Annotated in this window: 13 protein-coding genes and 1 pseudogene; 8 read left to right on the forward strand and 6 right to left on the reverse strand. The window is 60.8% G+C overall.

The features are described 5' to 3' along the window. Window positions 1–113 precede the first annotated feature (113 nt). The 3 genes and pseudogenes from AC3ISR_RS09530 to AC3ISR_RS09540 all read right to left on the reverse strand — a co-directional run bounded on the left by AC3ISR_RS09530 (window position 114) and on the right by AC3ISR_RS09540 (window position 1,564). Complete coding sequence (locus AC3ISR_RS09530; protein ID WP_463984299.1) at window positions 114–587, reverse strand: hypothetical protein; 474 nt, start codon at window positions 585–587, stop codon at window positions 114–116. A gap of 86 nt (window positions 588–673) precedes the next feature. Then, window positions 674–862 (reverse strand): annotated as a pseudogene (locus tag AC3ISR_RS09535) (phospholipase D-like domain-containing protein); the annotation flags it as partial. A gap of 27 nt (window positions 863–889) precedes the next feature. Beyond that, window positions 890–1,564: an alanyl-tRNA editing protein gene (locus AC3ISR_RS09540; protein WP_489324720.1), complete on the reverse strand. Its 675-nt coding sequence runs from the start codon at window positions 1,562–1,564 to the stop codon at window positions 890–892. A gap of 89 nt (window positions 1,565–1,653) precedes the next feature. On the opposite strand from AC3ISR_RS09540, the gene AC3ISR_RS09545 reads away from it, so the two are divergent. Next, window positions 1,654–2,586, forward strand: a complete 933-nt coding sequence (locus AC3ISR_RS09545) for a LysR family transcriptional regulator (RefSeq protein ID WP_192298858.1) — start codon at window positions 1,654–1,656, stop codon at window positions 2,584–2,586. A gap of 131 nt (window positions 2,587–2,717) precedes the next feature. On the opposite strand, the gene AC3ISR_RS09550 is transcribed toward AC3ISR_RS09545, so the two are convergent. After that, window positions 2,718–3,125, reverse strand: a complete 408-nt coding sequence (locus AC3ISR_RS09550) for a PA2817 family protein (RefSeq protein WP_192298859.1) — start codon at window positions 3,123–3,125, stop codon at window positions 2,718–2,720. 75 nt (window positions 3,126–3,200) lie between these two features. Next, a complete protein-coding gene (locus AC3ISR_RS09555) occupies window positions 3,201–5,648 on the reverse strand; it encodes an acyl-CoA dehydrogenase (protein ID WP_192298860.1) in 2,448 nt (815 codons plus the stop codon). Window positions 5,649–5,806: 158 nt separating this feature from the next. Here AC3ISR_RS09555 and AC3ISR_RS09560 point away from each other — a divergent pair, with 158 nt between their 5' ends. The 4 genes from AC3ISR_RS09560 to AC3ISR_RS09575 all read left to right on the forward strand — a co-directional run bounded on the left by AC3ISR_RS09560 (window position 5,807) and on the right by AC3ISR_RS09575 (window position 8,970). Continuing rightward, window positions 5,807–6,466, forward strand: a complete 660-nt coding sequence (locus tag AC3ISR_RS09560) for a transglutaminase-like domain-containing protein (RefSeq protein ID WP_489324721.1) — start codon at window positions 5,807–5,809, stop codon at window positions 6,464–6,466. Between the two features lie 43 nt (window positions 6,467–6,509). Then, window positions 6,510–7,127 carry a glutathione S-transferase family protein gene (locus tag AC3ISR_RS09565; protein WP_463984295.1) on the forward strand — a complete coding sequence of 206 codons (618 nt, stop codon included), beginning with the start codon at window positions 6,510–6,512 and terminating at the stop codon, window positions 7,125–7,127. Window positions 7,128–7,261: 134 nt separating this feature from the next. After that, on the forward strand, window positions 7,262–8,194 hold the full coding sequence (locus tag AC3ISR_RS09570; protein ID WP_192298863.1) for an ABC transporter ATP-binding protein: 933 nt from the start codon (window positions 7,262–7,264) through the stop codon (window positions 8,192–8,194). Continuing rightward, complete coding sequence (locus tag AC3ISR_RS09575; RefSeq protein WP_017737220.1) at window positions 8,191–8,970, forward strand: ABC transporter permease; 780 nt, start codon at window positions 8,191–8,193, stop codon at window positions 8,968–8,970. Before AC3ISR_RS09570 ends, AC3ISR_RS09575 begins: the two co-directional genes overlap by 4 nt. A gap of 134 nt (window positions 8,971–9,104) precedes the next feature. Here the strand turns inward: AC3ISR_RS09575 and AC3ISR_RS09580 are convergent, their stop codons facing one another. Next, window positions 9,105–9,644, reverse strand: coding sequence for a TetR/AcrR family transcriptional regulator (locus AC3ISR_RS09580; RefSeq protein WP_192298864.1), 540 nt, complete (start codon window positions 9,642–9,644; stop codon window positions 9,105–9,107). Window positions 9,645–9,735: 91 nt separating this feature from the next. Here AC3ISR_RS09580 and AC3ISR_RS09585 point away from each other — a divergent pair, with 91 nt between their 5' ends. The 3 genes from AC3ISR_RS09585 to AC3ISR_RS09595 all read left to right on the forward strand — a co-directional run bounded on the left by AC3ISR_RS09585 (window position 9,736) and on the right by AC3ISR_RS09595 (window position 14,098). Then, window positions 9,736–10,920 (forward strand): MFS transporter, encoded by a 1,185-nt coding sequence (locus AC3ISR_RS09585; RefSeq protein ID WP_192298865.1) that lies wholly within the window; start codon window positions 9,736–9,738, stop codon window positions 10,918–10,920. A gap of 93 nt (window positions 10,921–11,013) precedes the next feature. After that, a complete protein-coding gene (locus AC3ISR_RS09590; RefSeq protein ID WP_489324722.1) occupies window positions 11,014–12,162 on the forward strand; it encodes a TDT family transporter in 1,149 nt (382 codons plus the stop codon). 67 nt (window positions 12,163–12,229) lie between these two features. Further along, window positions 12,230–14,098, forward strand: a complete 1,869-nt coding sequence (locus AC3ISR_RS09595) for an MFS transporter (protein WP_489324723.1) — start codon at window positions 12,230–12,232, stop codon at window positions 14,096–14,098. Window positions 14,099–14,186: the final 88 nt, after the last annotated feature.

Below are 14,186 nucleotides of genomic sequence, written 5' to 3' on the forward strand. Positions count from 1 at the left end.
AGTGTCAGAAACATTTCCACACACTAACACTGCAAAGGAGGGGGTGGGAGACCCGATTGAGGGAATTTTTCTGCTTCGCTCTGCAATCACTGCCCGATCAGAAGCGGCGATTTTCACGGTAGATGACTAACCAGATACAGGGTTTGGGTGAATGTTCCATCAAGGTTGGGCTCGGAAGTCATTGTGCCGGTAACCCCGGCATATTTTCCCGTGCTGCCGATGACGGCGACTGTGGATTGACCCGCTTCAAGCTCCTGCCCGCCTACGACGATAGTGCCTATGACGGTTTTATCGGGGCCGAAGAACAGCAGTGTCCATTGGCATTGGCTGTGTACCCCCGGCAGGGTGGTGACGCAGTAGCCACTGTTGCTGCCGATGTCTTTGCGGTCCTGGTCCATCAAGGGTTGATCGAATACAAAAAGATCGCCTTGGGAGGGGCCCACAGGCCCGATATCGACTGCGTTTTTGAGGCCGCGCGTACCGTCGGCGAGGGTGACGAGGGTCAGTGTTTGCGCGTTGTTGACGCAGGCGCTCAGAGGGATAAGCAACAGCAACATGCAAGAAAAGCGAAGGGCGGCGGTTTTCATGGGCGGGCTCTCATGTGAGTGACCTGAACGCGCAGCACCGCTAAAGCTGCGCCCAGAGAGTGCAAGGCTAGCAAGCGAACGACATTTTACAAGGTGCCTGGGTGTGGGGCTGGATACTCGTCTGTCACCTCCAGCGCTTTGGCATAGGGCCCGTCCCACAACTGCTCATGCAGTTGCCCTACACGTTTAGCCATCCCTTCATTGCGCATCACCACCTCCAGGTTGCGTGAATTATCCAGGTAGCCGCCCAACCAGTTGCTGGTGCCAATCCAGGCGCCTCGGTCTTTCTGAAATACCGCGGTTTACGGTTTTGGGGCGGCTTCGCCCCCCGGCGCGGGGCAAGCCTGCTCACTACAAAGCTCGTAGCGGACGGATAGGGCGCCTTTTTTTTCCGAGAGGGCGAGGATTTTTACCTGGCCCAGTTCGCTCAGGGCCTGGACGTGTGTGCCGCCGCAGGCGTAGGCGGGCAACTCGCCGAAGCCGACTTCGCGGGTGCCTTCATCCAAGGCCATATGGCGCGAGTAATCCGCGGCGATCCATTGGTTGACCTGTTGCTGGATGGTCTCGGCGTCGATGGTTTGTGCCGCTTCACCACGGATAAAGGTGATCTTGCCTTCGCCCGGCCAGTGATGGGCCTTGATCGGCATCCAGCCGAGGCTTTCGCCGGCGTTGCCGATCAGGTGCCCGGCAGAATGCAGGCGGGTGTGCAGGGCGCGGCGTGTCTCATCGACGCGCGCGCTGATCGGACCAGGGGTGACCGCTTGATCAACGTAGTGCACCACCTGGTCGGCTTCCTGGATGACGCGCAATACCTGGCTGTCACCGAGCCAGCCGGTATCGAATGGCTGGCCACCGCCTTGTGGATGGAAGATCGTCGACTGCAGGATGACTGCAAACTGCGCCTCGTGGGGCGTGCAACTGAGCACTTCGAGCTCGGCCGTCAGGTGGTCATGGGTGAAAAACAGGCGCTCGGTCATTTTCTATATCCGCATCAGGGTTCTGCGCGCAGTATAAATAGTGCGTCAATAGGTGATAATCCGCTCAACTATCAATGGACCTGTGCGTCATGAGCATCAATCTTCCTTTGCCGCTACTGGGCGAAATGGCGATTTTCGTCAAGGTGGTGGAAACCGGCAGCTTTTCCGCAGCCGCCCGGCAAATGGGCGCTTCGCCGTCATCGGTCAGCCGCAGTATTTCGCGCCTGGAAAAAGCCCTGGCCACGCGTTTGCTGCAACGTACCACGCGCAAATTGCGTTTGAGCGAGGGCGGCGAAGAGGTGTTCAAACGTTGCCAGGACATGGTCAACGCGGCGCGCTCGGTGATGGAGGTCAGCGGCCAATTTACCCATGAGGCCGAAGGCCTGGTACGGGTCAGCGTGCCCAAGGCGGTGGGGCGGTTTGTGGTGCATCCCCATGTGCCGGAGTTCTTGCGCCGTTATCCCAAAGTGGATGTGCAGTTGATCCTGGAAGACCGGCCGGTGGATTTGATCGACGACAACCTGGATCTGATCCTGCGCATCTCCGAAAGCCCGCCGCCGGGGTTGGTGGGGCGGCCATTGTTTCCCATCGAACACTTGCTGTGCGCGACGCCGCAGTATCTGGCTGAGTACGGCACACCGGAGCATCCCCATGACCTGCTGGAGCACAGTTGCATCTACCTGGGAGAAACTGCCGCGGATGCGCGCTGGAAGTTTCGCCAGGCTGGCAAGACGGTGACGGTCGGGGTGCGTGGGCGTTATGCGGCGAACCATACCGGCGTGCGGTTGGATGCAGTGTTGCAGCATGTGGGTATTGGCAGTCTGCCGTACTTTACGGCGCGCCATGATCTGGACGCGGGGAGGGTCGTGCAGGTGTTGCCGCAGTGGGATTTTATTGCGTCGTACCACGGCGATGTGTGGCTGCTGCATTCGCCAACGCGGTATCTGCCGCCCAAGTTGCGGGTGTTTATTGATTATCTGGTGGAGTGCATGGCCAAGGAGCCGACGTTGCGCCGACGGTAGATACGCGGTCTAAAAAATGTGGGAGCGGGCTTGCTCGCGAAAGCGGTCTGCCAGTTGATGAATATATTGACTGACACTCCGTATTCGCGAGCAAGCCCGCTCCCACAATGGGTTCTGCGGTGTTTCGACTATCAGTGCTTGCTCTGGTCTTCAGGCATGGCCAGCAGCTGCTTTTCCTGGTTCCAGTCGAACGGTTCGTCGTTCTGTTCGGCTTCGAAGCGACGCTCTTCCAGGGCCTGGTACATGTCCAGTTCTTCGTCCGGCATGAAGTGCAGGCAATCGCCGCCAAAGAACCACAGCAGGTCGCGTGGCACCAGATGGGCGATTTGTGGGTAGCGCAAGATGACCTGGCTCATCAGGTCCTGGCCCAGGTACTGGCTTTCGATCGGGTCGATCGGCAGCAGGGCGCGCAATTCGTCGAAGCGCTCCAGGAACAAGGTGTGGCTTTCCTCGGGCACCTGTTCGGCTTCGCCGACGGCAACCAGGATGCTGCGCAGGTGGTCGAGCAAGACGAGATGATCGGCAACGACGTTGGACACGAGATAAGTCCTCTAAAGCAAAAACGGGCGCGAGAGTATATAGCCCTCGCGCCCGTATTTATATGACCGCCGGTATCAGCGGACTGTGCCCTCTGCCTGGGCCAGCTCTTCCTTGCTGAAATCATCCACGTCGATCACCTTGCGCCGCGCCGCTTCGGCGTCGCGCAGAGTTTGCGCTTCGGCCGGTTGCAGCACGCCCGCTTCCAGCGCCGCGTCGATGGCATGCTCGCCAGCCGCCGGTTTGACCTGGCCGCTCTTGAGCGCGGTATGCAGTTTCTTCTGCAACGCATGGCTGGCGCCCAGGAGGTCGTAGGCATGTTGCAGGGCGCCGACCGGGTCTTGCGCCGATTGCGGGCGGTAGCAGCCAGCCAGCAACTCTTCCAGGGTCGGATCGCCCTTGGCGCGGCCGATCACTGCGGCGACTTCGGCATCCAGCGCATCGGATGGTCCGGTATGTCGACGGCCGAACGGGAACACGATCACCCGCAGCAGGCAACCGAGCACCTTGTTCGGGAAGTTGCTGAGCAGTTCGTCCAGTGCGCGCTCCGATTCACCCAGGCTTTCCTCCATGGCCCAGGCGAACAGCGGCTCCATGTGGCCCGGCGAATCCAGGTCGTGGTAACGCTTGAGCGCCGCCGAGGCCAGGTACATGTGGCTGAGTACATCGCCCAGGCGTGCCGACAGGCGTTCGCGGCGTTTCAGTTCGCCACCCAGCAGCATCATGCTCAGGTCGGCGAGCAGGGCGAACGCCGCGGCCTGACGATTCAGCGCGCGGAAATAACCCTGGCTCAAGCGGTTGCCCGGTGCTTTCTCGAAGTGACCGATGCCCAGGTTCAACACCAGGGTGCTGGCGGCGTTGCTCACGGCAAAACCAATGTGTTGCATCAACAGGCCGTCGAATTCCTTCAGCGCCTGATCGTGGTCTTCACGACCGGCCAAGGCCATTTCCTTGAGCACGAACGGATGGCAGCGGATCGCGCCCTGGCCGAAGATCATCAGGTTGCGCGAGAGGATATTCGCGCCTTCCACGGTGATGAAGATCGGCGCACCTTGCCAACTGCGACCCAGGTAGTTGTTCGGGCCCATGATGATGCCCTTGCCGCCGTGCACGTCCATGGCGTGGCCGATGCACTCGCGGCCGCGTTCGGTGAGGTGGTACTTGAGGATCGCCGACAGCACCGAGGGTTTCTCCCCGAGGTCCACCGCGTTGGCGGTGAGCATGCGCGCACTGTCCATCAGCCAGGCATTGCCGCCGATCCGCGCCAGGGCTTCCTGGATACCTTCGAACGCCGAGAGCGGGACGTTGAACTGCTCGCGGACCTGGGCATATTGGCCGGTGACCAGGCTGGTGAACTTGGCGGCGCCGGTGCCCACGGCAGGCAGGGAAATCGAACGGCCCACGGACAGGCAGTTCATCAACATCATCCAGCCCTTGCCGAGCATCTCCTGGCCGCCAATCAGGAATTCCAGGGGGATGAACACGTCCTTGCCGGAGTTGGGGCCGTTCATGAACGCGGCGCCCAGCGGCAGGTGGCGACGGCCGATTTCCACACCCGGTGTATCGGTGGGGATCAGCGCGAGGCTGATGCCCAGGTCTTCCTCTTCACCCAGCAGGTGATCCGGGTCATGGGCCTTGAACGCCAGCCCGAGCAGGGTCGCGACCGGGCCCAGGGTGATGTAGCGTTTTTCCCAGTTCAGGCGCAGGCCGAGGGTTTCCTTGCCTTGCCATTCACCTTTGCAGATCACCCCGGTGTCGGGCATGGCACCGGCGTCGGAGCCGGCCAGCGGGCCGGTGAGGGCGAAGCATGGAATGTCGTCGCCCCGGGCCAGGCGCGGCAGGTAGTGGTTGCGTTGCTCCTCGGTGCCGTAGTGCAGCAGCAGTTCGGCCGGGCCGAGGGAGTTGGGCACCATCACGGTGGACGCCAGGTCGCCGCTGCGGGTCGCGAGTTTCATCGCCACCTGGGAGTGGGCGTAGGCCGAGAAGCCCTTGCCGCCGTATTCCTTGGGGATGATCAGGGCGAAGAAGCCATGGGTCTTGATGTGCTCCCAGGCGGCGGGCGGCAGGTCCATGGCCTGGCCGATGTCCCAGTCGCTGACCATTGCACAGAGTTCTTCGGTGGGGCCGTCGATAAACGCCTGTTCTTCTTCGGTCAGTTGGGCCTTGGGGTAAGCGAGCAGCTTGTCCCAGTCCGGGCGGCCGCTGAACAGTTCGCCATCCCACCACACGGTGCCGGCGTCGATGGCATCGCGTTCGGTCTCGGACATCGGTGGCAGGACTTTCTGGAACCAGCTGAACAGCGGCTTGGTGAAGTATTGGCGGCGCAGGTCGGGCAGCAGCAACGGCGCGGCGACAACGGCGATCAGTACCCAGAAAACCAGCAGCAGCCAGCCCGGCGCGTGGCTCCATGCGCCCATCGCCAGCAGGTAGACGGCGACCACGCCCAGGGCGGGCAGGGGCGCGGTGCGGCGGTGTGCCAGGTAGGCAATGCCGACCACCAGAACCAGTATCCACAACAACAGCATATTCAATCCTCCGTGAAACCAGGGGCGAAACCACCAGGGAGCTTAGTCGGCATCCGAGCAAGCGGGGTGATCCGGGTGTAACGAGATTTGGCCGATTCGTCGTTATCTCGATGGCAGGCCTGTGGTTAGACTCCAGGCTTCCTTCGGAGATAACGCTCATGGATACGTACCTGAATCCCAGCCGCTTCATCGATAGTGACCACCCTGCGGTGGTGGAGTTCGCCGAAAAGCATCGCAGTACCAGTGCGGATTTTAATGACCAGGCAGTCAGTCTTTATTACGCCGTACGTGAGGCGATTCGCTACAACCCCTATACCTTCAGCCGCGATCCCAGCACCTTGAATGCCAGCTTCGCCTTGGCCAGCGGTGAAAGCTATTGCGTGCCAAAGGCCAACCTGCTCGCTGCCTGCGCCCGCCACTGCGGCATCCCGGCGCGTATCGGCCTGGCGGATGTGCGCAATCATCTGTCGACGCCGCGCCTGCTCGCTTTACTCAAAAGCGATGTATTCGCCATGCACGGTTACACCGAACTTTACTTGCGCGGGCGTTGGGTCAAGGCCACCCCGGCGTTCAACAGGAAGCTGTGTGACGTGTTCGATGTGCCGCCGCTGGAATTCGATGGGATCAATGACAGTGTGTTCCACGCGTTCAACCGCCAGGGGCAGCGCTCGATGGAGTACATCGTCGACCATGGGCAGTTTTCCGATGTGCCTGAAGCGTTTTTCTTCGAGCATATTCGTACGTGTTACCCGCATCTGTTTGCCGCAGACAGTCCGCCGCTGCTCGGTGACATGCACACCGATTCAAGCCGTGGGTGAACCGGCGTATGCTGCTGCGCTCACCACACAATAAGGCACGGTCATGCTGAAAATCTGGGGTCGTAAAAATTCATCAAACGTCAGGAAAGCACTGTGGTGCGCCGAAGAACTCGGCCTGGACTATGAGTCAATCGATGCGGGCGGGGCGTTTGGTGTGGTCGACACCCCGCAGTACCGGGCGCGGAACCCCAACGGCCGGGTGCCGATGATCGAGGACGGCGACTTTGTACTGTGGGAGTCCAATACCATCGTGCGTTACCTCTGCGCCAAGCAGGGGGGGAGTTGGTATCCCAGTGATGTGAAGGCGCGCGCCAGCGCCGAGAAGTGGATGGACTGGACCACTTCCACTCTCGCCGAGCCGTTCAAGACGGTGTTCTGGGGCATCCTGCGCACCCCGGCGGAAAAACAGAACTGGGACAGCATTCACGCCGCGCGCCAAGCCTGCATCGATGTGCTCGGCACCGTGGAAAAAGCCCTCGCCGAGCAGCCGTATCTGTCGGGCAGCGAATTCGGCATGGGTGATATTCCCCTGGGCTGCTTTATCTACGCCTGGTTCGAAATGCCTATCGAACGGCCTGCGATGCCCAATCTAGAGGCCTGGTACCAACGCCTGCAACAGCGCCCGGCCTATCGCAAAGCGGTCATGACCGCGTTGACTTAATACTGACTATTAATACAGGTGACTGTACTTGTGCGGCGCGGGCAGCCACCATGCCTGTCATGCGCCGCCGTTGAACTTCGTGGCGTGCGCCTTCATCTATTCTTCCTATTCCCTTCTTTGGTGCGTAATCCGATATGAGTTCCGCTCTGTCCATCCGGCAGCTAACCAAAACCTACGGCAACGGTTTCCAGGCCCTGAGTGGTATCGATCTGGACGTTGCCGAAGGTGACTTCTTCGCCTTGCTCGGCCCCAACGGTGCCGGCAAATCCACCACCATCGGCATCCTGTCGACCCTGGTCAACAAGACCAGCGGCACAGTGAACATCTTCGGTCATGACCTGGACACATCACCGGCCGCGCTCAAGCGTTCCATCGGCGTGGTGCCCCAGGAGTTCAACTTCAACCAGTTCGAAAAGACCTTCGACATCGTCGTGACCCAGGCCGGTTACTACGGCATCCCGGCGAAAATCGCCAAGGAACGCGCCGAGCAATACCTGACCCAACTGGGCCTGTGGGACAAGCGCGACGTCCCCTCGCGCTCGCTGTCCGGCGGCATGAAGCGGCGCCTGATGATTGCCCGCGCGCTGGTGCATGAACCGCGCCTGCTGATCCTCGATGAGCCCACCGCCGGCGTGGACATCGAACTGCGCCGCTCGATGTGGACCTTCCTCACCGAGCTGAACGAGAAGGGCATCACCATCATCCTCACCACCCATTATCTGGAAGAGGCTGAGCAGCTGTGCCGCAACATCGGCATCATCGACCACGGCACCATTGTCGAGAACACCAGCATGCGTAACCTGCTGGGCCAGTTGCATGTGGAAACCTTCCTGCTCGACTTGAAGAACAATCTGTCGGTGCCGCCGCAGCTGCTCGGCTACCCGAGCCGCCTGGTCGACAGCCACACCCTGGAAGTGCAGGTGGACAAAGCCATGGGCATCACCGCGCTGTTCACGCAGTTGGCGACCCAGAACATCGAAGTGCTGAGCCTGCGCAACAAAACCAATCGCCTTGAGGAGTTGTTCGTGTCCCTGGTGGAGAAAAATCTGGCGAAGGTGGCGTTATGAGTTCCGAACTGCAACCCAACCTCGTCGCGCTGCAAACCATCATCTATCGAGAAGTGAAACGCTTTACCCGGATCTGGCCGCAGACCCTGCTACCGCCGGCGATCACCATGGTCCTGTACTTCGTGATCTTCGGTAACCTGATCGGCCGGCAGATCGGCGATATGGGTGGTTTTACCTACATGGAGTACATCGTGCCGGGGCTGATCATGATGTCGGTGATCACCAACGCCTACGGCAACGTGGTGTCGAGTTTCTTCGGCAGCAAGTTCCAGCGTTCGATCGAGGAACTGATGGTGTCGCCGGTGTCGCCGCATACCATCCTGATCGGCTACACCGTGGGCGGCGTGCTGCGTGGCCTGATGGTCGGCGTGATCGTGACGTTGCTGTCGCTGTTCTTCACCCACCTGCAGGTGCATCACCTCGGGGTCACCATTCTGGTGGTGGTGTTGACGGCGACGATCTTCTCGCTGCTGGGCTTCATCAACGCCGTGTTTGCACGCAACTTCGATGATATTTCGATCATCCCGACGTTCGTGCTGACGCCGCTGACCTACCTGGGCGGGGTGTTCTACTCGATCACCTTGCTGCCGCCGTTCTGGCAGACCGTGTCGTTGGCCAACCCGGTGCTGCATATGGTCAACGCGTTCCGTTACGGCATTCTGGGGGTGTCGGACATCAAGATCAGCGTGGCGATCACCTTCATGCTGGTGGCGACCGTGGTGCTGTATATCGGCTGCGCGAAGCTGCTGGTGAGCGGGCGTGGGATGCGTACCTGACTCACTGACTGCATGCGGTCAGAAAATGTGGTAGCGGGCTTGCTCGCGAAGACGGTGTATCAGTCAAAGATGTATTCGCTGACCCACCGCTTTCGCGAGCAAGCCCGCTCCCACATTTGGTTTTCTGCAAGGCATTATGGCTTTAGTGCCAACTCGATCAGCGCATGCAGCTCTTCAACCTGCAACGGCGCATCCGCAAACAGAATCCTGAACACCGTCGGCGCCGCCAGCAGGTTGATCAACCGCTCCACGCTGGGCGCCTGTTCGCCGGGATAGCGATCCACGATAACCTGCAACTGCCCGCCAATCAGCGCCACGCAATACCCCGGCGTCTGGCTGCATTGCACGTCGCGCATCATGTGGCGTCCCGGCTCTGAACTCATCTCATCCAGATACTGCTCGGCCCAGGCTTGCAGGTCGCCGCGCAGGCTGCCGGTGTTGGCCGGTTCGCTGTCCGGGCGCAGGCGTGCCAGGGCCACATCGGCCAGCAGCACCGAAAGGTCGCCCCAGCGCCGGTAGATGGTCGACGGCGTGACGCCTGCGCGCGCGGCAATCATCGGCACGGTGACGCTGGAACGCTCATGGGCTTCCAGCAATTCGCGCACCGCCTTATGGACGGATTCTTGGACCCGGGCACTACGGCCCCCCGGGCGGAGGCCTTCTTTTATCGCCATGTTTGCGACCTTAACACAAAGAATTTGCTTTAAGCGCCGGCCAGTAGCACACTCCGCAAAAGCAAAATATTAGCTTTAGCGGAGCGTGCCCATGTCCAGCAACCCTTCTAACCGTTCCAGCCTGGTGTTCCTGGCGATCACCTTGCTGACGTTTCTTGCCGCGTCCAGCGCGCCGACGCCGTTGTATCACCTGTATCAGGAAGGCCTGCATTTTTCCGCGGGCATGCTCACGCTGATCTTTGGGGTCTATGCCATCAGCCTGCTGGCGGCGTTGTTGACCGTGGGCTCGCTGTCGGACCACCTGGGGCGCAAGCCGGTGATTTTCGCCGCGCTGGTCCTGGATATGCTGGCGATGTTGCTGTTTATCAATGAGGGCAGCGTGGCCTGGCTGATTGCTGCACGCACGTTGCAAGGTTTCGCCACTGGCATGGCCACCGCCGTGCTCGGTGCCGCGCTGCTCGACCATGATCGCCAGCAGGGGCCGCTGGTCAACAGTGTGGCGCCGTTGCTGGGCATGGCGTGCGGTGCGATGGGCAGCAGCGTGCTGGTGGAGTTCGCGCCGCTGCCGACGCAGTTGATCTACTGGACACTGTTCGTGCTGATGCTGTTGCAGGCGCTGTACGTATGGCGTCTGCCGGAAACCGTGAGTCGCATTCCGGGAGCCTTGGCCTCGTTGCGCCCGACCTTGCATGTGCCGCCCCAGGCGCGCCGGGCCTTGTGGTTGTCGCTGCCGGTGGATGTGGCGGTGTGGGCGATGGGCGGGTTCTATCTGTCGTTGGCGCCCTCGCTGGTGCGGGCAGCGACCGGCTCCACGTCCAACCTGATCGGCGGTGGGCTGGTGGCGGTGCTGACCTTGAGCGGCGCGCTGATGATCTTCAGCCTGCGCAATCGGCCTGCCGACAAAGTCCTGCGCCTGGGGGCAAGCCTGCTGGCCGTCGGTGTGGGGCTGATCCTCACGGCGGTGCACAGTGCCAGTCTGCCGCTGTTTTTCATGGCCACGCTGGTTGCGGGCAGCGGTTTCGGCGCCGGTTTTCTTGGCGCGTTGCGCAGCGTGGTGCCCCTGGCGCTGCCCCACGAGCGAGCCGGCCTGATGTCGGCGTTTTATGTGTTGAGCTACCTGGCGTTCTGCCTGCCGTCGCTGCTGGCGGGCAACCTGATCCGCAGTTTCGGCCTGATCGCCACCACCGATGGCTATGGCGTTGTGCTGATCCTGCTATCGCTTGGTGCCCTGGGGGGGCTGCTGGTACAGGGCTCGGTAAAACGCGCTTATAGGTAAAACAGATAACAGTTAGAGAAATTACCCGTTATATAGATATTCGATTGGGTTCTACCATGGTCTCAACCTCATGCGAGGAAGAGGATAATTATCATGACCTGCTCGAATACCATCAGTTACAAACCCTTCAGTCACCTGGCCCGGCCACGGGAAGTGATTCGCCAGTTCACCCCCAACTGGTTTGCCGCGACCATGGGCACCGGCGTGCTGGCGCTGGCCTTGGCGCAGGTGCCGGTCAACCTGCCGGGCTTGTACGCCATCGCCGAAGGCTTGTGGTGGCTCACCATCGGCCTGTTTGTATTGTTCAGCGGATTGTATGCGGCCCGCTGGGTGATGTTTTTCCACGAGGCGCGGCGGATCTTCGGGCACTCCACGGTTTCGATGTTCTTCGGCACCATCCCCATGGGCCTGGCGACCATTCTCAACGGTTTGCTGCTGTTCGGCTTGCCGCGCTGGGGCGGCGATGTGATACCGCTGGCCGAAGCCCTGTGGTGGCTGGACGTGGCAATGGCCCTGGCCTGTGGCGTGTTGATCCCATTCATGATGTTCACCCGCCAGGAACACAGCATCGACCAGATGACGGCCGTGTGGCTGCTGCCCGTGGTCGCTGCTGAAGTGGCCGCTGCCAGCGGTGGCCTGTTGGCGCCGCACTTGGCCGATGCCCATGGGCAACTGGTGATGCTGGTGACAGGCTACGTACTGTGGGCGTTTTCCCTGCCGGTGGCGTTCAGCATCCTGACCATCCTGATGTTGCGCATGGCCCTGCATAAACTGCCCCACGCCAATATGGCTGCGTCGAGCTGGCTGGCCCTTGGCCCGATCGGCACCGGTGCCCTGGGTATGTTGCTGCTCGGCGGCGACGCCCCGGCGATCTTTGCCGCCAACGGCATGCCCGGTGTCGGCGAGATGGCCAACGGCCTGGGCCTAGTGGCCGGTATTACCCTGTGGGGCTTCGGTTTGTGGTGGATGCTGATCGCCGTGTTGATCACCCTGCGTTACCTGCGTGCGGGCATCCCATTCAACCTCGGCTGGTGGGGGTTTACCTTTCCACTGGGCGTGTATGCGCTGGCCACGTTGAAGCTGGCGAGCCTGCTGCATCTGGGGTTCTTCAGTGTGTTCGGCAGTGTGCTGGTGCTGACGTTGGCGTTGATGTGGCTGATCGTCGCCAGGCGCACTGTGCAGGGCGCCTATAAAGGTGAGCTTTTTGTTTCGCCGTGTATTGCAGGACTAGGGAATAAGTAAGCCGGATTAGGTAAAGTCGTGGCCTGAATGCTTTTACAAAAAAACAGGCCACGCAGGAACACGGACGATGAGCCACCCCTCGCAATTCACCTTGCTGCGCACACGGCGCTTCCTGCCGTTTTTCATTACCCAGTTGCTGGGTGCTTTCAACGACAACATCTTCAAGCAATCGCTGATCCTCGCCATTCTCTACAAGCTGACCATCGACGGTGACCGTTCGATCTGGGTCAACCTGTGCGCGTTGCTGTTCATCCTGCCGTTCTTCCTGTTCTCGGCGCTGGCCGGGCAGTTTGGCGAGAAATTCAACAAGGACGCGTTGATCCGCGCGATCAAGATCGGCGAGATCGTGATCATGGCCGTGGGCGCCGCGGGCTTCTTGACCAACCATCTGGAATTGATGCTGCTGGCGTTGTTTGCCATGGGCACCCATTCGGCGCTGTTCGGGCCGGTGAAGTACTCGATCATGCCCCAGGCCCTGCGCGAAGATGAGCTGGTGGGCGGCAACGGCCTGGTGGAGATGGGGACGTTCCTGGCGATCCTGGCCGGCACCATTGGCGCCGGGATCATGATGTCGTCGACCCATTACGCGCCAGTGGTAGCGGTGGCGATTGTCGGCGTGGCGGTGCTCGGTTATCTGGCCAGCCGCAGTATTCCGCGGGCGGCGGCGTCGACGCCGGGGCTGCGTTTGAACTGGAATATCTTCAGTGAATCCTGGGCCACTTTGCGCCTGGGCCTGGGGCAGACACCCGCGGTGTCACGGTCCATTGTCGGCAACTCATGGTTCTGGTTTGTCGGTGCGATCTACCTGACGCAAATCCCGGCCTACGCCAAGGAATGGTTGTACGGCGACGAAACCGTAGTGACGCTGATCCTCACCGTGTTCTCGGTGGGTATCGCCCTCGGTTCGATGCTCTGCGAAAAACTCTCCGGGCGTAAGGTGGAAATCGGCCTGGTGCCGTTCGGTTCATTCGGCCTGACGGTGTTTGGCCTGCTGCTGTGGTGGCACTCCGGGGGCTTCCCGCAGAACGTACAGGCCAACGATTGGCTCGCGGTGTTGAGCCATGGCCAGGCGTGGTGGGTGTTGTTCGACATCCTCGGGCTGGGCGTGTTTGGCGGCTTTTATATCGTGCCGCTGTATGCGCTGATCCAGTCGCGTACTGCCGAGAACGAACGCGCACGGGTGATCGCGGCGAACAACATTCTCAATGCGTTGTTCATGGTGGTGTCGGCGATTGTCTCGATCCTGCTGCTCAGCGTGGCCAAGCTGTCGATTCCGGAGTTGTTCCTGGTGGTGTCGCTGCTCAACATCGCGGTGAACACCTACATCTTCAAGATCGTGCCCGAGTTCACCATGCGTTTCATGATCTGGCTGCTCAGCCATTCCATGTACCGCGTGGAGCACCGCAACCTGGAAGCGATCCCGGATGAGGGGGCGGCATTGCTGGTGTGCAACCACGTGTCGTTTGTCGATGCGCTGTTGATTGGCGGCGCGGTGCGTCGGCCGATTCGCTTCGTCATGTACTACAAGATCTACCACTTGCCGGTGCTGAACTTTATCTTCCGCACAGCCGGAGCGATTCCGATTGCCGGGCGGCATGAGGACATTCAGATCTACGAAAAGGCCTTCACGCGGATTGCGCAGTATCTGAAGGACGGCGAGTTGGTGTGCATCTTTCCGGAAGGCAAGTTGACGGCTGACGGCGAGATGAATGAGTTTCGCGGTGGGGTGACGCGGATTCTGGAGGAGACGCCGGTGCCGGTTATTCCGCTGGCGTTGCAGGGGTTGTGGGGGAGCTTTTTCAGTCGCGATCCGAACAAGGGCTTCTTTCACCGGATCTGGTCGCGGGTGGTGTTGGTGGCAGGTGAGCCAGTGCCAGAGCCGACGCCTGCAAGATTGCAGGAGGTGGTTGGTGGGTTGCGGGGAAGTGTCAGGTAGGTTTGTGTTGAAGGGGCGGGCCTCTTCGCGGGCAAGCCCGCTCCCACATTCGCCCGTATTCCAAAAGTGGAACGCGGTCAAATGTGGG

The organism is Pseudomonas sp. GL_117, assembly GCF_057835125.1.